The sequence below is a fragment of the Salinicola socius genome (assembly GCF_001937195.1).
Classification (GTDB): domain Bacteria; phylum Pseudomonadota; class Gammaproteobacteria; order Pseudomonadales; family Halomonadaceae; genus Salinicola; species Salinicola socius.
Genome location: NZ_MSDO01000020.1, coordinates 48,413 through 64,926, shown reverse-complemented (window position 1 = coordinate 64,926; position 16,514 = coordinate 48,413). Strand labels below are relative to the sequence as shown.

Here is a 16,514-nt window from a genome sequence, read left to right as displayed (position 1 = left end):
TCGGCAGATAGGGCTCGCGCTTCCCGATGCCTGCGTGCGATGGTCGAAGAAAGAGTCGCCAGATTAACATTCGGAAGGGATCTGGCATTGCTGTCAAAGACGAAGCCCCGAGTCGATGACTCGGGGCTATTTGATTCTCGTCTTTCTGACTCAGCCCTATTTGACGCTCGAACCGTTGGAAGGCGTCAATCCGCGAATGGCGGCGGTCTTCAACCGAGTTGTTCAAGACCGAGTTGTTCAGGATTGAGAGTCGTCCTGCCATTGCGGTGCTCCGTCGCGCATCAGCACGCGGTCACCCTCCGGTTTGTCATCCAGCTTGGCTTCATGGACCTCGCCATCGTAACGATAGCGGACGTCATAACCGACGGTCTCTTCCTTGCTGTCGTTGACGGTGCTGCAGCGCTTCTCGGTCGTCTGATAGGTGTCGCCCTGTTGCATCTGCTGCTGAACCTGGTTGCCCGCGACGCCGCCGCCCACGGCGCCGGCTGCCGTCATGATCTTCTTGCCGCTGCCGCCACCGAATTGATTGCCGACGACGCCGCCGACGATGGCGCCGATGGCGGTGCCGGCGATGCGATGATCGTCCTTCACCGGGCGCTGATGCGTCACCGTGACATCCTTGCAGACTTCGCGAGGAGAGTTGGAGGTCTGCACGATCGGGTCGACGCTGACGATATCCGCATAACGCGGTCCGCTCTCGGATGATTGATAGGCGCCAACCGCGACGCCACCGGCGATACCCAGTGCAGCGATGATACCGCCAACAATGATCGGTTTCTTCATGGCCCTGCTCCTTCTCTTTACTCGCCGCCGCAAGAGCGACGAGGCGCTGAATCTGACGATTTACCTGAATCCTCGAGATGTGCTTCCCGCGATAGCCGCTTGTGGGCGATTTTCAGGATAAGCCAAGTATAGCCCCGGAACTTTCGCCGAGTAGCGGATCTCGGAGTTGTTGAACACTGTTTTCATTTTGGAGGGAGGGTGTTGCTGAATCGCGACAGGGATTCTGTCGCTGGGCCGTCAGTCTTCCTTGAAATGCGGACGAACGTTCTGAAGAAGGTAGGCGAGCGACCGCTTCTGGCGTCGGCACCCGCAATGGTGGTGCCGACGGTGGGAGCGGAGTGTGGCTCGGTTGACAGGCGTCGCGCGAACGCCGCGATGACGCCGGAGTCTGTGGGTTAGAGCTCGAACGGCTGCAGCTTGCGCTCGACCCTGGCTTTGTTCAATTTGGCGACCTTGGGCAGGCCGTTTTCGAATGGGGGGAAATCCTCACCCAGAATCAGTGGTGCGAGGTATCGGCGACCTGCTTCGCTGATATAGAGACCATCTTCGCTGATGTAGTCCCGCGGCATGAATTTTTCGTGGTTGGCGATTTCCGACAGCGGAGCCGGTTCGATCTTCCATTCGTAGGGTGCGTCCGAGATACGCTTGATCGCAGGCATCATCGAATTTTGCCCGGCCAGAGCGAGCTCGACGGCGGCTTCACCCACGGCGTAGGCCTGGTCGACATCCGTCTTGGAAGCAATATGGCGCGCGGCACGCTGTAGATAGTCGGCGACGGCCCAGTGGTATTTGTAGCCCAGGTCTTCCTTTACAATCGATGCCAACATCGGGGCGACGCCGCCCAACTGCTTGTGACCGAAGGCGTCGGTACTGCCCGAATCGGTCAGGAAGGTGCCGTCCGCGTACTGGGCGCCTTCGGATACCACGAGCACGCAGAAGCCGTGACGTTTGACGGCGTCGTCGATGCGCGCCATGACCTTCTCCCGGTCGAAGGCGATTTCCGGAAAGATGATCAGGTGCGGGGCCTGTTCCGGAGATTCACCGGAGAGTGCACCTGCGGCGGCGATCCAGCCCGCATGACGTCCCATCACCTCGAGAATGAATACCTTGGTGGAGGTCGAGCACATCGATTCGATGTCCAGCGCCGCTTCTCGCGTCGAGGTGGCAACGTACTTGGCGACGCTGCCGAAACCCGGCGAGTTATCGGTGATGGGCAGATCGTTGTCGACGGTCTTGGGTACGTGAATCGCGGTCAGCGGGTAGCCCATCGTCTCCGACAGCTGGGAGACCTTGAGGCAGGTATCGGCGCTGTCGCCGCCGCCGTTGTAGAAGAAATAGCGGATGTCGTGGGCCTTGAATACCTCGATCAGGCGTTCGTATTCGGCGCGGTGGGTCTCGATCGACTTGAGCTTGTAGCGACAGGAACCGAAGGCGCCACCGGGCGTATAGCGCAGCGCCGAGACGGCGTCGTCACTCTCCTGGTTGGTATCGATCAGATCTTCCATGAGCGCGCCGATGATGCCGTTGTGCCCGGCATAGAGATGACCGATGCGGTCCGGGTGACGGCGGCAGGCCTCGATCACGCCACAGGCGCTGGCGTTGATGACGGCGGTAACGCCACCGGACTGGGCGTAGAAGGCATTATGCTTGGCCATATCGGCTCTCATCTCCTGATGTTCGGTTATGCTGGCTCACGTCATCGAACTGGCGTGCCCGGGCCGTCGACTGACGCTGACTTCCTGGACGATATCGCGGTGGCGATAGCCTGTCGGTGAATCACCACCGATGATGAAACCGGGGCCATGGCAACGACGTGGTGCCACCTGGCAAGGATGCCGCAGGTCGCGAATGCGGGCCCAGCATAGCCGAAAGGCGAATGCCTGTTAACACGAGATGCGTGTCTTGACCTCGGTCAATTTTCTGCAACTGTCGGATGAGTCATCGGCTGATGTCTGCCGTGACGCCATGATCGCTGCGGCCGCTAGTCTGCGTTTCGCAGGGGGCTCGTGGGCGGTTTCGACGCCGCGGGAGCGTATCGGATGCGGTATCGGGCGAGCCGGTGGCCCGGTTTGCGAGCCCATGCTAGGCTCGCCGGCTCATGCGAGGGAGAGTGGAATGCACGTTCATGTAGTGGGGGTATGCGGGACTTTCATGGGGAGTCTGGCGCGCCTGGCAAAGATGCTGGGCTATCGCGTGACCGGCTCGGACGCCAATGTCTATCCCCCGATGAGCCACCAGCTCGAAGAGATCGGCATCGAGCTGATGGAGGGTTATCGCCCCGAGAATCTCGAGCCGGCTCCCGATCTGGTCATCGTCGGCAATGCGCTTTCGCGCGGCAATCCGGAAATCGAGGCGATGCTGAACGCCAGGCTTGCCTATACTTCCGGGCCGCAATGGCTGGCGGAACATGTGCTGTCGACACGTCGTGTCGTGGCAGTCGCGGGGACGCATGGCAAGACCACCACCGCGAGCATGCTGGCCTGGATACTGGAGGTCGCGGGGCTGGAGCCCGGCTTCCTGATCGGTGGCGTGCTGCGCAATTTCGGATGCTCTTCTCGTCTCGGCGGATCCGGTGCGCCGTTCGTCGTGGAGGCGGACGAGTACGACACCGCGTTCTTCGACAAGCGGTCGAAGTTCGTTCATTACCACCCGGATGTCGCCATTCTCAACAATCTGGAGTTCGACCACGCCGATATCTTTGCCGACCTGGCGGCCATCGAGCGCCAGTTTCATCACTTCGTGCGTACGGTGCCGGGCAATGGCGGCCTGGTGGTCGCCGACAGCGAGCCGGCGCTGGAGCGGGTTCTGGCCCAGGGTTGCTGGACGCCGGTACAACGCTTCGGTGAACGTGACGGCAGCGATTGGCGCTTTACCCTCGAGCCGGATGACAGCCGTGCCTTCACGGTGACTTACGGCGGCGAGCGTCACCGGATTCAGTGGGGAATGAGCGGTCGGCACAATGCCGCCAACGGCGTTGCCGCGCTGGCAGCGGCCCATCAGCTTGGCGTGTCGGTGGCGGACGGCTGCCACGCACTCGCGACGTTCGCTGCTCCCAAGCGACGCCAGGAAGTTCGCGGCGAGGTGGCCGGGATCCAGGTGCTCGACGACTTCGCGCACCATCCCACGGCCATTGCGATGACGCTCGAGGGGTTACGCCAGGACCGCCACGGCGGCCGGCTGTTGGCAGTCATCGAGCCCCGTTCCAATACCATGCGCCAGGGCACCATGAAGACACGCCTGGCCGATAGCGTCTCGGTGGCCGATCGGGTCTGGTGGTATCAGCCTCCCGGGCTCGACTGGTCGCTGGACGAAGTTGTCGCCCGCCGTGCGACCAGCCGGGTAGCGAACGATCTCGACACGCTGATCGGGCAGGTCGTCGAGACGGCCGTTTCCGGAGATCGGATCGTGGTCATGTCCAACGGCGGGTTTGGCGGTATTCACGACAAGTTGCTGCAAGCGCTGGAGGGTTTTCATGGCCGCTGACAATGAGTTTCCCGCCCGCCCGAGCCATGCCCAGAGCCATGTCCAGAGCCATGTCCAGAACAACGCTCCAAACTATGCGCCGCCGATCGCCGTGGCGTTGACCGGGGCCTCCGGCGTGCAGTATGGGCTGCGCCTGATCGAATGCCTGATCGGCGCCGGGCACGAGGTCTACGTATTGGTCTCCAAGGCGGCGCATCGCGTGATCGCGGTCGAGACCGATATCGATCTGCCGGCACAGCCGGATCGACTGGCAAGGGATCTGACGGCGCGGTTCGGCGCCGGCGAGGAGCAGATTCGCTGTTTCGGCCGGGAAGACTGGATGGCGCCGGTGGCCTCCGGATCCGGTAACTGGCAGGCGCTGGTGATCTGTCCGTGCTCGACCGGCACGCTCTCGGCGGTCGCCTGCGGGGCAAGCAACAACCTCATCGAGCGTGCCGCGGATGTCGCGCTCAAGGAGCGTCGGCCGCTGATTCTGGTGCCTCGGGAGACGCCGCTCTCGGCGGTTCATCTCGATAACATGCTCAAGCTGACCCATATGGGCGCTGTCATGCTGCCGGCAGCACCAGGTTTCTACCATCGTCCAGACAGCGTCGAGGCGATGATCGATTTCATCGTGGCCAGAATCCTCAATCAGTTAGGCATTGCCCAGACGTTGATGCCCCGCTGGGGGGCTTAGGCGATGACCCTCGGCGATGGCCCTCTCCCCCGGCGGAGCGCTCGGGAGTTCAGATGGGAGGGAAAAACAGCACGCGTGTCGTCTCCAGCGCCAGCGAGGCGACGCCTAGCCAGATCCACGGCGGCATGTCGCGGTCGGGGCGCTGGAAATGTTGATAGCTGATGCGCGTCAGGGCGCAGACAGTAAGCCCGAGCAGGGCACCGCCGATCAGATCACTGGCCCAGTGAACGCCGATCACCAACCGGGATATGGCCATGGGCGCGCAGACGAGGATCCCTAGCCAGTACGCATATCCGCGATAGCGCTGCGGCATCACCTGGGCGGCAAACGCTGCCGTCAGCCCGACGACGACCACGATCGTCGACGTATGGGCGCTGGGGTAGGACATCGAGCCGGTCAGGTAGTCCGGGGTGTCCGGCCGTGCCCGACCTGCCAGATCCTTGAATATCGTGTTGCTGACGGCAATGAGAACCAGGGCGCCGGCGATGTGCAGCAGCGCTGCGAAGCGTTTCGCGTACAACAGCCAGAGCAGCCATGGGGCCATGAGTACGCTGATGCCCAGCGCATCGCCGATCTCGGCGAGCGTCTCGCTGGTCCCGACCAGCCAGCTTCGCTGCAGCAGACGAGCGAGCGAGTGGATCTGCGAATCCATGGGTAATGGCCCATCGTGCATCAGCACCCATATCGTCCAGCCGGTCAAGGCGATCAGGCTGGTCAGCAGCAGTGACACCGACGCCAGCGGGAATTCACTTGCCGGCGGCGGTGAGCAAAGCGTGTTCCAGCCCTTGGCCAGCGCAGGGCTTCGAGTCATGCGCGCTTCCAGCCAGCGATGCACACGCCCGTCGCTGCTCAGCTGATAACGAATCCATGAGAACAGCAGCCCCAGCGCCAGTAGCGACAGGGAGAGCGTCAGCAGCCAGTGTTCGGCCCCTGCCGGCAGCTGCATCAACTCTTCCCAGGATCGTCCCAGCAGATAACCCGGCAGAAGATAGACCGGAGCCCAGGCCAGAGCGGAAACCAGATTGACGACAACGAAGCGTTTCGTCGGCATCGACAGCATGCCCGCGATCATGGGGATGAACGGGCGTACCGGGCCGACGAAACGACCGATCACGACGGATAGAATACCGTATCGCTGAAAGAACTCATGACCCCGGCTCAACCAGTCGGGGTGCTGCTTCAGCGGCCACCATCGCGGAATCCGGCTGCGCTGCGTACGGCCCAGCCAGAAGCTGAGGTTGTCACCGGCGAACGCGCCAAGAATACCGGCTGGCAGCACCAGCCAGAGGGAGATGTCGCCGTGTCCGGCGATCGACGCTGCAGCGCCGAGCAATACCACGCCGGGCACCACGACCCCGATGACGGCGAGGGATTCGATCAGGGCCACCGCGAAGATGATGACCAGGAGGAGCTCCGGGGGCGGGGCGAGAGAGTAAAGCCAGTGCGTGAAATTCAAGCGTGAGGTTCCAGCAGTTTGGTGGCAGCGGCTTCAAGGCGCCGAGCGAAGCGCTCTGCGCTTTCCTGGCTCTGCAGCGTACAGACTCGACTGTAGCTTTCCAGTGCGCCGATTTCAGGATGGGCGACCGCGGTGACCGCATCCGAGAGTCTTTTGGCAGCAGCGACGGCGCCGGGTTCAGCCGTGTTCGGCAGTATCAGCCAAAAAACGTTGGCATGATTCTCGCCGAGGAGGTCGCTTTGACGGCTATTGTCGGACACCACGCTGCTGAAACTGGACAGAAGCACTTCGCGCAGGTGACCGCCGAATTGATCTCCTGCCTGATCCAGTTGAGGGATATAGACGACCAGTACGCTCAATGGCTGGTCGAGCGCGGATGCCCTGGCGATCTCTATTTTCAAGTTCTCGCGAGTACAGGTGGCGGACAGGCGCTTGTCGCGACGCCAGGGCGTCAGCGTGAAGCGCTTCGCATGGGACGATTGATCCAGCAGGACGGTCAGGGCAGCCGCAACCAGCATCAGCCACCAGCCAAACACCAGGTTGAGCGCCGCCAAGTGGCCGTCGCCGATCAGCACCAGCAGTATCGGGACCAGGCAGAACGCCAGTAGAAGGGCCGGGAAGAACGTGAGCAACAGAAAGCTGAGCGTGATCGATAGCCCCAGCCATAGCATCGGGTTCGCGCTACTCGGTGCCTCGACGGCACAAAGGACCAGCCCGCCGGCCAGCAGCAGATGGTCAGCCACCGATGGGCGAAGGCGCCCCAGCCACTGCAGCGGCAGGGAAATCAGCAGTGCGATCGCCAGCAGGGTCGGCGGGAGTATCAAGTCGTAGTGGCGCATCAGGTGTTCCCACAGTGCGAGACCCACCAGCAATGCCAGCGTGAGTAGTTGTGCGATCAGCTTGTAACGACTCAGTGCCAAGAGTGCATCTCCGCCATGCGCGTGGACGATTTGCCGTGGTAACGGGTGAAACGATCGCCGATTTCCGTCAGTGGCGTCGACGAGACCTCGCGATGAGGAGCGATAGCGTATCCCAGCTGTTGGCGGCGTTGCTGGGCGACCTCGGCATTGGGCGCCACGAGAATCACGGCAACGCCATAGTCATTGAGTCGGTAGGCCCGTTCGTAGAGCGCCAACTGCTCTTGCAGATAGCGACAGAGCTGATCCATATCGGCCGTGGTCGAGTGGGCGCAGCCGAAAACCACCACCTCTCCATGCAGCCGTTCTCGCTCCGAGCGCTTGAGCTCACGCTGAATGTCGGCATCCAGTTGCGCCGGCGGGAGCAGCCAATCGGACTTCGCCGATGCCGGTGTCGTGGCCGACAGCCGTTGTCGCTCCAGGCACAGTAGCCAGACCACCGCCAGTGAAAGACTGGCAACGATGGTGGTCGGCAAGGGCAGCGTCCAGGCCATGTAGATGACGCATGTTGCATAGACCGCCACGTTGACTATCGCGCCGCCGCGGCCCGCCAGGCCCAGCAGGCATAGCGGCAACGCCCAGATCCAGAGATGGGTGTTGGCATGGTCGATCGCGAGCATGGCAACGCACAGAAGCGTGATCACGACGGGAAACCACTGCGCGAGACGCGTGGGGCGAGCCAGCAGCAAGGCAAAGAGGGCGCCACTGACCCAAGCCGCTACTCTCACGGCGTCCTCGGCTAGCCCGCCCGCCACCAGGGCGAACAGCAAGATAAGCGCCAGAAGCGTTTTGGAGCCGGGGCTTTTGTACTTGCTTTGCATGGTGGCTTATATTGGACCGATTGCGGATGGCGTGTGCGATTCGTGTTTCACTATCGCATGGGCCGGGACTGAGCGTATAGCGCGATTAACGATAAAGGACAGCGCGTTATCGTGCCCTTGGCATCGAGCTTTCTCGCTATCGAGACGTTCGGCAGCCCGACGTCGGACGCCACCCGTTGCGGATCATCATCGAGAGGGGATAGTACACCATGCAGCAGACGGCGACCTCTCGGGTCGAGGATATCACCCACTACATGCAGGCGCTGGGGCAGCGTGCGCGTGACGCCAGTGCTGCACTGCGCCGGGTCGACAGTGGGCGCAAGAACGCTGCGCTCGAGGCGATCGTGGCGCGCTTGGACGCGGCCCGCCCGAACCTGGCAGCGGCCAACCGGGAAGACTTGCAGCGCGGGCGAGACCACGGGCTGAGCGAGGCGCTGCTGGATCGTCTGGCGCTGACCAACGAGCGAGTCGACGCCATGATTGCCGGGGTTCGTCAGGTCGCGGCGCTGCCCGATCCCGTCGGCCAGATCGACGGGCTGAGCTACCGACCCAGCGGTATCCAGGTCGGCCAGATGCGGGTGCCGCTGGGGGTGATCGGTATCATTTACGAATCCCGTCCCAACGTGACCGTCGAGGCGGCGAGTCTGTGCCTGAAATCCGGCAATGCCTGCATCCTTCGGGGTGGTTCCGAGGCGACAGCCAGCAATGCCGCGATCGCCGAATGCATTCGCATGGGGCTCGAGGATGCTGGCTTGCCCGCGAGTGCGGTGCAGGTGGTAGCAACGACCGATCGCGCCGCGGTGGGCGCGTTGATCACCATGCCGCAGTTCGTGGATGTCATCATTCCGCGCGGCGGCAAGTCGCTGATCGCCCGTATCGCCGCTGATGCCACGGTGCCGGTCATCAAGCACCTCGATGGTATCTGCCATGTCTATATCGATGCCGCCGCGGATATCGCCAAGGCGGTGGCGATCGCCGACAACGCCAAGACTCAGCGCTATTCGCCCTGCAATACGATGGAGACGCTGCTGGTGCACGTCGATATCGCGGCGCAGGTGCTGCCGTCGCTGGCCGCGATCTATCGGCACAAGGGCGTCGAGATGCGCTGCTGCCCGCGGACCCGAGAGTGGATCGAGGATGCCGTCGAGGCATCGGACGCGGACTGGTCGACAGAATATCTGGCGCCGATCCTGGCGATTCGAATCGTCGACGATTTCGATCGGGCGATCGAACACATCAACACTTATGGATCCCAGCATACGGACGCGATCGTGACCGAGAATCTCACCCTCGCCAGACGATTTCTGGCCGAGGTGGATTCAAGCTCGGTGATCGTCAATGCGTCGACGCGTTTCGCCGATGGGTTCGAGTACGGCCTGGGAGCCGAGATCGGCATCTCCACCAACAAGCTGCATGCTCGTGGCCCGGTTGGCCTGGAGGGGCTGACGACCCGGAAGTACGTCGTTTTCGGCGACGGCCATGTGCGGGGTTGACGTGAGAGACTCCTCCTTTGCGCGTATTGCCATGCTGGGTGGCACTTTCGACCCGGTTCACCTGGGGCATCTGCGCAGTGCCGTCGAGCTGGGCGAGGCGCTGGCTCTGGACGCGGTGCACATGATTCCGGCGCACGTGCCGCCTCATCGCAAGGCGCCGGGCATCTCCGCCGAACATCGTCTGGCGATGCTGGAGGCCGGCATCGGTGACACCCCGGGGTTGCTAGCAGATGATCGCGAGGTGCGTCGTCCGGGCCACTCCTACTCTGTCGACACCTTGGCGTCGTTGCGCCAGGAGTGGGGCGACGAGGCGCGGCTGGTCATGGCGGTCGGGCACGACGCGTTCCTGGGCCTGCCCGACTGGCACCAGCGTGAGCGCCTGCTGACGCTTGCCCATATCGTGGTGATCGATCGCCCGGATCACGAGGCACCGCTGGAACCGCTATTGGCATCACTGATCGAGGGTCGGGAAGTGGATTCGGTCGCGTCGCTGATGGCGGCGCCAGCCGGAAGCCTGCTGCGGCTGCGTCTGCCCAGCCGCATGGCGATCGCGGCCACCGCAGTGCGTCGGCGTCTGCAACAAGGACTCAGCGTGCGCTACCTGATTCCTGAAGCCGTCGAGCGTTACATTGCCGTCCACGGCCTCTATCGAGAGCCCGGGGCTGGCGTTCGGGGGTTATCCGAGTAAAATGCGCGTCTCCCGGATTCCGGGAGACGCGATTCCCCATCCGAGGGGCTATATGACGAGGAGCTATGCAGACAGATACGCTTAAATCATTGGTGGTCGAGGCGCTGGAAGAGCTCAAGGCGCGCGACGTCGTCGAGCTGGATGTCGCCGAGTTGACCAGTGTCACCGATGTCATGGTGGTCGCCAGCGGTACGTCATCGCGGCATGTTTCTGCGCTGGCGGAAAACGTGGTGGAGAAGGTCAAAGAAGCGGGCCTGCGGCCGCTGGGTGTCGAAGGGCAGCAGAGCGGAGAATGGGTGCTGGTGGACCTGGGCGATGTCATTGCGCATGTGATGATGCCGGAAACTCGCCAGCTCTACGATCTCGAGCGCCTGTGGGCTGACTTGCCGTCGGATTCGCAACGGGAAGCGGATCGGCAAGAGCTTCGCGGGTGAAAATTCGGCTGCTGGCGGTCGGCTCGCGCATGCCCGCGTGGGTCGAGGCTGGCGTCGATGAGTACCGCAAGCGATTGCCGCGGGAGATGCCGTTCGAGATCATCGAGATCCCGGCCGGTTCTCGCGGCAAGAACGCCGACGTGGCGCGGGCGGTCCAGGCCGAGGGTGATCGGATGCTGGAGAAACTGCGCGATCAGGAACGTATCGTGGCACTCGAGGTCAAAGGGGCGGCCTGGACGACCGAGCAGCTCTCCCGGCAGCTGGATTCCTGGCGCCTGGAAGGGCAGGACATCGCACTGGTTGTCGGAGGGCCTGACGGTCTCGATCCCCGAGTCGTTGCTCGTGCTCGACAGTCCTGGTCGCTATCCGCCTTGACGCTACCGCACCCGCTGGTGCGGGTCGTGCTGGCAGAACAGCTCTATCGCGCCTGGACATTGCTCGCAGGACATCCGTATCACCGCTGAGCCAGAGAGTCAGTCGCTTGTTTCCATTTGACGCCACCGAAAGCGATGCCATCGGACGTCGTGACGGCTCGCAGCCGGTCATCGACAGGAATCGCCGTTCTCCTCATGCGTAAACGTCGGGAAAACGTCAAGAATCACGAGCGTGAAGTTCGTGTCTTTCGTCATCGTTCGCTGGTTGCCGCACTGATCATTGTGCTGATGGCAGGGGCGATCGTCTCGCGCCTGGTCTACCTGCAGGTCATCGAGCACGACGTTTTCATCACCCGCTCCGACAACAACCGCATGCGAGTGGAGCCGCTCCCTCCGCGTCGCGGCCTGATCTACGACCGACACGGCAAGCTGCTGGCGGAAAACCGTCCCACCTACAATCTCACCATCGTGCGCGAACGCGTCGACGATCTCGACACCACGCTGCAGCGCCTGGTGGACATCCTGGATCTGCCGGAGGATGAGGTCGAGACTTTTCGCGAGCGCTCGCGTCAGCGGCAGAGGCCGTATCAGCCGGCGCTATTGATCAGCGATCTGACCGAAGATCAGATTGCCCGGCTGGCAGTGAACCGCTATCTGCTCAGTGGGGTCGAGGTCGAGGCGCAGCTGATGCGTTATTACCCCGACCCCATCGTGATGTCACACGTTCTGGGCTACGTCGGGCGAATCAACGCGGAGGAGCTGGCCGACCTCGATCCGGGCAACTATGCCGGGACCCATTTCATCGGCAAGACCGGCATCGAATACACCTACGAAGATGCGCTCCATGGCAAGGCCGGCCTGCGCAAGGTCGAAACCAATGCGCGTGGCAGGGTCCTGCGCGAACTGGAGCGAAGCCCGGCCGTGCCGGGCAAGGACATCACGCTGACCATCGATAGTCGCCTGCAGCATATGGCATACGATCTGCTGGGAGGGCGGCGCGGCGCTATCGTGGCGATCCAGCCCAAGACGGGCGACATCCTGGCGATGGTCTCGGCGCCGGGCTTCGATATCAACAAGTTCGTCACCGGAATTTCCTACAAGGACTATCGTGCCCTGCAGGAAAATCTCGATCTGCCGCTGTATAACCGTGCGGTGCGAGGCCAGTATCCGCCGGGGTCCACCGTCAAACCGTTCGAAGCGCTGGCTGCGCTGCAGGATGGGGTGGTCAAGCCCGATGACATCATCTACGACCCGGGCTATTTCCAGCTGCCCAACGATACCCGGCGTTACCACAACTGGCTGCGCTGGGGCCATGGCCGTGTCGACCTCGAGCGCGCGCTGGAGGTCTCCAATAACACCTACTTCTATACCATGGCCTATCGCCTGGGCATCGATCGGCTATCCGCCTTCATGCACCAGTTCGGCTTCGGCGAGGTCACTTCACTGGACGTTCAGGGCGCCTTGCCGGGCTTGATGCCCTCCCGTGAATGGAAGCGCGAGAAGTACAACCAGGTGTGGTATCCCGGTGAAACGCTTTCCGCGGGGATCGGTCAGGGTTACTTCATGGCGACGCCGCTTCAACTCGCGGCTGCCACGGCGACGTTGGCCAATCACGGTCACTGGGTGCGACCCCACCTGGCCAAGCGCGTGGGCGATGAAGCCATCGAGCCGCCGTTTGCGGATACCAAGCCGGACGTGGAACTCGACAAGGCGCGCTGGTGGCAGGACGTCTACAAGGGCATGGAGGCGGTGCTCAACGGTTCCGAAGGGACTGCCCGCAAGGTCGGTGCAGGCATGCAGTACCAGATGGCGGCGAAGACCGGCACGGCTCAGGTCTTTTCACTGGGGCAGAACCAGAAGTATGACGCCGATGAACTGACCGAGCGTCTTCGCGACCACGCGCTATTCATCGGCTTTGCTCCGGTCGATGACCCCCAGATCGCGATCGCTGTCATCGTCGAGAACGCCGGCGGTGGCGTATCCGGGCTGGGTCGCGAACTCACCGATGCCTGGCTGCTGCCGGATAGCGAACTCAAGGATCCGCCGGACACGACGGTCAACGAAGAAGTCGAGAGTATCGATGGCGACTGATTTTCAACGCGTAGCACCGGGAAACCATCGTGCACGAGTGGGGCGGAAGCGCTCGCTGTGGCTGCGAGTGCACCTCGATCCGTGGCTGTTGTCGATCCTGTTGCTGCTGATCTCGTTCGGGCTGGTGGTGCTCTACAGCGCCAGTGGCATGTCCGCTTCGACGACGATGGCGCAGGCCTCGCGCATGGGCGTGGCATTGCTGGGCGCGATCGTCATCGCGCAGTTCTCGCCCGGGACCTTGTTTCGATGGACGCCGGTGGCCTACGGCGGAGGTCTATTGATGCTGATCGCCGTCGAGATCATGGGGGATATCGGTATGGGGGCTCAGCGTTGGCTGGAAATCGGTCCGCTACGGTTCCAGCCTTCCGAGTTGATGAAGATCGCCATGCCGATGATGCTGGCGGCTTATTTTCATCGGCGGCCGTTGCCACCGACCTGGCGCGATCTGATCGTCTGTGCGGTGATCGTCGGCGTCCCGGTGCTGTTGATCGCTCGTCAGCCTGACCTGGGCACCTCGCTGCTGGTCACCTGTGCGGCAGTGTTCGTGATCCTGCTGGCGGGGCTTTCGTGGAAGTTCATCCTGGCGCTGGTCGCCCTGGCGGGGGGCGCTGCGCCCCTGCTGTGGATCAACATGCATGACTACCAGCGGCAGCGAGTCCTGACCTTTCTCAATCCGGAGAGCGATCCCCTCGGCGCCGGCTGGAACATCATCCAGTCCAAGACGGCGATCGGCAGTGGCGGGCTGGAAGGCAAGGGGTGGGGGTTGGGCACGCAGTCTCAGCTCGAGTTTCTGCCCGAGCGCCATACCGACTTCATCGTCGCCGTGCTGGGTGAAGAGTTCGGCCTGATCGGCATGAGCACCATTCTGGTGCTGTATCTGCTGCTGGTCTCGCGCGGTCTGGTGATGGCCAACAATGCGCAGGACACCTATGGACGCTTGCTGGCGGGCAGTATCGTGCTGACGTTCTTCATCTATGTTTTCGTGAATATCGGCATGGTTACCGGCATTCTGCCGGTCGTCGGCGTGCCGTTGCCGCTGGTCAGCTATGGCGGGACCTCCAGCGTGACCTTGATGGCCGGGTTCGGTATTCTCATGTCGATTCACACGCACCGGCGTCTGTTGACACACTGACGCTGGAAGAGCCGCAAGCAGGGAGTCAGTCGCGCATGCCGTTGCGTTGGAGACGAGAACGTCGATTTAGCATCAGTCTGCTGTTGGTAAGTCTGCTGGGCATGGCAAGCGCAGTGGCGCAGGCCGAGGAGAACTTCGATCCGGCCACCGACCCCGACGTCGGGGCAATGCTGGAAGGGTTATCGCAGCAGGGATTGCCGAGACAGAAGCTCGAGGCCGCGATGCAGGCGGCGCAGTACCGCCCCCAGGTGCTGAAGGCGATGAATCATGCGGCGGAACGCCGGCTGCGATGGGATGAGTATCGCGACATTTTCATCCAGCCCGAGCGCATTCGTCAGGGCGTCGCCTTTCTCAAATCGCATCACGAGGCGTTGGCCCGGGCCGAAAAAGTCTACGGCGTGCCGCCCGAGATCGTGGTGGCGATCCTGGGTGTCGAAACCCAGTATGGTCAGCACAAGGGCACGCACCGCGTACTGGATTCCCTCTCGACGCTGGCCTTTCATCATCCATCCCGGGGCACATTCTTCCGCGGCGAACTCGAGGCCTTTCTCGAGATCACGCTGGGCCAGGGCGTCGATCCCGCCACGCTATATGGATCCTACGCAGGGGCGATGGGATATCCGCAGTTCATTCCGACGAGCTATCAGGCCTATGCGGTGGATTTCGATTTCGATGGCCTGAAGGATCTGTGGAACAACCCGGTCGATGCCATCGGCAGTATTGCCAATTACTTCGGCGAGCATGGCTGGCGCCGCCACCAGGCGGTTCTGGTCGAAGCCAGTGGCCCTGAGGTGCTGCCATCTTCGATCGGCTTCAATCGTACCGAGCCGCCGGATACCTCGGTCACCACGCTCGAGCAAGCGGGTATCGAGCCGACGGCGGGACGTCTGCAGCCGGGCGACAAGGTCGTCCCGTTGGCCCTGGATTTCGCCGACGGACACGTCCGCTATGTGTTGGGTCTCGACAACTTCTATGTCATCACGCGCTACAACCACAGTCATCTTTACGCCATGGCAGTGGCGACCCTGGCGCAACGTATCCAGACGGCGATGAGCGAGGGCGCATGACGAGGTGGTCCCGGAGAGGGCGCTGGCTTGTCGCCTCGACGCTGGTGTCGCTTGTGTTGGCACTGCTGGCCGGGTGCGCTGGCGGGGGCGGTTCCGGAGGCGGTAGCGGCCGTTACGCGATGGATCAGGACGCCTACCCGGATACGCCCGAGGATGTCGCCAACGTGCCGGATGCCGTGCCGAGGGTCGAGCCTCGCTCGAGGAGCGGCAATCGCTCGACGTATACCGTCTGGGGCAAGACCTATCACGTGCTCGACGACCCCTCGGGCTATTCGGCGGAAGGTCGGGCTTCCTGGTATGGGGTCAAGTTCCAGGGTTACGACACTGCCAATGGCGAAACCTACGACATGTACAAGATGTCGGCGGCGCATCGCTCGCTGCCGTTACCGACCTATGCGCGAGTCACCAATCTCGACAACGGACGCAAGGTCATCGTGCGCGTGAACGACCGGGGCCCGTTTCACAGCGATCGGCTGATCGATCTTTCCTATGCGGCAGCTGCGCGGCTGGGGATTCTCAAGGGCGGTACGGGACGGGTGAAAGTCGAGGCCATCGATCCGGTGGTCTGGGCTCGTACGCATGGCCAGTCGAATGGCGAGCGACCACGCGCTGACCAGGATACTGTCGCCTCCCGAGCCACAGCGAGCCCATCGGTACCTGCCCGGACGTCGCTTCGTCAGCCCGTCGTTTCGAGGGCAAGCGGCACGGGCGCCGGCTCGAGCATCGACTACCAGACGAGCATCGATCCCGTTCTCGCGGCGGCGAATGCGGACGCTACCGAGTCGGCACCGTCGCCGTCGCCTGGCGATGATGTCTCCCCGCTGGCCCCGGGACCATCGTCGACGGCGGGGCAGCGCTACGTGCAGGTGGCCGCGCTGGGCTCTCAGTCCGGAGCGGAAGCGTTGAAAAGCCGCCTGCAAGACTTGCTGTCGCAGCCGGTTCGCATTGACAATGCGTCCCCTCTCTATCGTGTCCAGGTCGGGCCCATCAATGACCTGGCATCGCTCGAATCCATCAGGGCTACCCTGCGCGACGCCGGCTACGGCCAGACGTTCCTGGTAGCGCCCACTCAGTAACCCTCGTCCAGTGAGAACCCGAC

Annotated in this window: 15 protein-coding genes; 10 read left to right on the top strand and 5 right to left on the bottom strand. The window is 62.8% G+C overall.

The features are described from left to right. Positions 1–237: 237 nt before the first annotated feature. Both BTW07_RS13430 and BTW07_RS13425 read right to left on the bottom strand, forming a co-directional pair. The gene (locus BTW07_RS13430) at positions 238–783 is read right to left on the bottom strand and encodes a glycine zipper 2TM domain-containing protein (protein ID WP_075570691.1); all 546 of its coding nucleotides are present in this window, start codon (positions 781–783) and stop codon (positions 238–240) included. A gap of 395 nt (positions 784–1,178) precedes the next feature. Continuing rightward, positions 1,179–2,438 (bottom strand): 6-phosphofructokinase, encoded by a 1,260-nt coding sequence (locus BTW07_RS13425; protein WP_075570690.1) that lies wholly within the window; start codon positions 2,436–2,438, stop codon positions 1,179–1,181. A gap of 460 nt (positions 2,439–2,898) precedes the next feature. On the opposite strand from BTW07_RS13425, the gene mpl reads away from it, so the two are divergent. Continuing rightward, positions 2,899–4,266, top strand: coding sequence for a UDP-N-acetylmuramate:L-alanyl-gamma-D-glutamyl-meso-diaminopimelate ligase (gene mpl, locus BTW07_RS13420; RefSeq protein ID WP_075570689.1), 1,368 nt, complete (start codon positions 2,899–2,901; stop codon positions 4,264–4,266). Then, positions 4,256–4,942: a flavin prenyltransferase UbiX gene (locus tag BTW07_RS13415; RefSeq protein WP_083941862.1), complete on the top strand. Its 687-nt coding sequence runs from the start codon at positions 4,256–4,258 to the stop codon at positions 4,940–4,942. Before mpl ends, BTW07_RS13415 begins: the two co-directional genes overlap by 11 nt. Before the next feature lie 49 nt (positions 4,943–4,991). Here BTW07_RS13415 and BTW07_RS13410 read toward each other — a convergent pair whose 3' ends face one another. From BTW07_RS13410 to BTW07_RS13400, 3 genes are read right to left on the bottom strand one after another with little or no spacing between them, the layout of a single operon-like run. Continuing rightward, positions 4,992–6,398, bottom strand: coding sequence for a bifunctional DedA family/phosphatase PAP2 family protein (locus BTW07_RS13410; protein ID WP_075570688.1), 1,407 nt, complete (start codon positions 6,396–6,398; stop codon positions 4,992–4,994). After that, entirely contained in the window at positions 6,395–7,318 is a 924-nt protein-coding gene (locus tag BTW07_RS13405) for a diguanylate cyclase domain-containing protein (protein ID WP_075570687.1), read from the bottom strand. The genes BTW07_RS13410 and BTW07_RS13405 overlap by 4 nt, the downstream gene beginning before the upstream one ends. Beyond that, on the bottom strand, positions 7,309–8,136 hold the full coding sequence (locus BTW07_RS13400) for a hypothetical protein (protein WP_075570686.1): 828 nt from the start codon (positions 8,134–8,136) through the stop codon (positions 7,309–7,311). Before BTW07_RS13400 ends, BTW07_RS13405 begins: the two co-directional genes overlap by 10 nt. A 209-nt stretch (positions 8,137–8,345) precedes the next feature. Between BTW07_RS13400 and BTW07_RS13395 the strand changes: the two genes are divergently transcribed. From BTW07_RS13395 to BTW07_RS13360, 8 genes are all read left to right on the top strand, one after another. Then, positions 8,346–9,629, top strand: coding sequence for a glutamate-5-semialdehyde dehydrogenase (locus BTW07_RS13395; RefSeq protein ID WP_075570685.1), 1,284 nt, complete (start codon positions 8,346–8,348; stop codon positions 9,627–9,629). Further along, positions 9,616–10,317, top strand: coding sequence for a nicotinate-nucleotide adenylyltransferase (gene nadD, locus BTW07_RS13390; protein WP_075570684.1), 702 nt, complete (start codon positions 9,616–9,618; stop codon positions 10,315–10,317). Before BTW07_RS13395 ends, nadD begins: the two co-directional genes overlap by 14 nt. 65 nt (positions 10,318–10,382) lie before the next feature. After that, positions 10,383–10,751: a ribosome silencing factor gene (gene rsfS, locus BTW07_RS13385; RefSeq protein WP_075570683.1), complete on the top strand. Its 369-nt coding sequence runs from the start codon at positions 10,383–10,385 to the stop codon at positions 10,749–10,751. After that, complete coding sequence (rlmH, locus tag BTW07_RS13380) at positions 10,748–11,215, top strand: 23S rRNA (pseudouridine(1915)-N(3))-methyltransferase RlmH (protein WP_075570682.1); 468 nt, start codon at positions 10,748–10,750, stop codon at positions 11,213–11,215. The genes rsfS and rlmH overlap by 4 nt, the downstream gene beginning before the upstream one ends. Positions 11,216–11,320: 105 nt before the next feature. After that, positions 11,321–13,216 (top strand): penicillin-binding protein 2, encoded by a 1,896-nt coding sequence (gene mrdA / locus BTW07_RS13375; RefSeq protein ID WP_075570681.1) that lies wholly within the window; start codon positions 11,321–11,323, stop codon positions 13,214–13,216. Then, on the top strand, positions 13,206–14,348 hold the full coding sequence (gene rodA / locus BTW07_RS13370) for a rod shape-determining protein RodA (RefSeq protein ID WP_075570680.1): 1,143 nt from the start codon (positions 13,206–13,208) through the stop codon (positions 14,346–14,348). Before mrdA ends, rodA begins: the two co-directional genes overlap by 11 nt. A gap of 35 nt (positions 14,349–14,383) precedes the next feature. Beyond that, complete coding sequence (gene mltB / locus BTW07_RS13365; RefSeq protein ID WP_075570679.1) at positions 14,384–15,415, top strand: lytic murein transglycosylase B; 1,032 nt, start codon at positions 14,384–14,386, stop codon at positions 15,413–15,415. Next, positions 15,412–16,491: a septal ring lytic transglycosylase RlpA family protein gene (locus BTW07_RS13360; RefSeq protein ID WP_075570678.1), complete on the top strand. Its 1,080-nt coding sequence runs from the start codon at positions 15,412–15,414 to the stop codon at positions 16,489–16,491. Before mltB ends, BTW07_RS13360 begins: the two co-directional genes overlap by 4 nt. Positions 16,492–16,514: the final 23 nt, after the last annotated feature.

What these genes read in the sequence shown, in the direction of transcription:
- BTW07_RS13395 (WP_075570685.1), top strand. Translation starts at nt 8,346, where the DNA reads ATGCAGCAGACGGCGACCTCTCGGGTCGAGGATATCACCCACTACATG.
- rodA (WP_075570680.1), top strand. Translation starts at nt 13,206, where the DNA reads ATGGCGACTGATTTTCAACGCGTAGCACCGGGAAACCATCGTGCACGA.
- BTW07_RS13360 (WP_075570678.1), top strand. Translation starts at nt 15,412, where the DNA reads ATGACGAGGTGGTCCCGGAGAGGGCGCTGGCTTGTCGCCTCGACGCTG.
- mltB (WP_075570679.1), top strand. Translation starts at nt 14,384, where the DNA reads ATGCCGTTGCGTTGGAGACGAGAACGTCGATTTAGCATCAGTCTGCTG.
- rsfS (WP_075570683.1), top strand. Translation starts at nt 10,383, where the DNA reads ATGCAGACAGATACGCTTAAATCATTGGTGGTCGAGGCGCTGGAAGAG.
- BTW07_RS13415 (WP_083941862.1), top strand. Translation starts at nt 4,256, where the DNA reads ATGGCCGCTGACAATGAGTTTCCCGCCCGCCCGAGCCATGCCCAGAGC.
- mrdA (WP_075570681.1), top strand. Translation starts at nt 11,321, where the DNA reads ATGCGTAAACGTCGGGAAAACGTCAAGAATCACGAGCGTGAAGTTCGT.
- BTW07_RS13430 (WP_075570691.1), bottom strand. Translation starts at nt 783, where the DNA reads ATGAAGAAACCGATCATTGTTGGCGGTATCATCGCTGCACTGGGTATC.
- BTW07_RS13425 (WP_075570690.1), bottom strand. Translation starts at nt 2,438, where the DNA reads ATGGCCAAGCATAATGCCTTCTACGCCCAGTCCGGTGGCGTTACCGCC.
- BTW07_RS13400 (WP_075570686.1), bottom strand. Translation starts at nt 8,136, where the DNA reads ATGCAAAGCAAGTACAAAAGCCCCGGCTCCAAAACGCTTCTGGCGCTT.
- nadD (WP_075570684.1), top strand. Translation starts at nt 9,616, where the DNA reads ATGTGCGGGGTTGACGTGAGAGACTCCTCCTTTGCGCGTATTGCCATG.
- mpl (WP_075570689.1), top strand. Translation starts at nt 2,899, where the DNA reads ATGCACGTTCATGTAGTGGGGGTATGCGGGACTTTCATGGGGAGTCTG.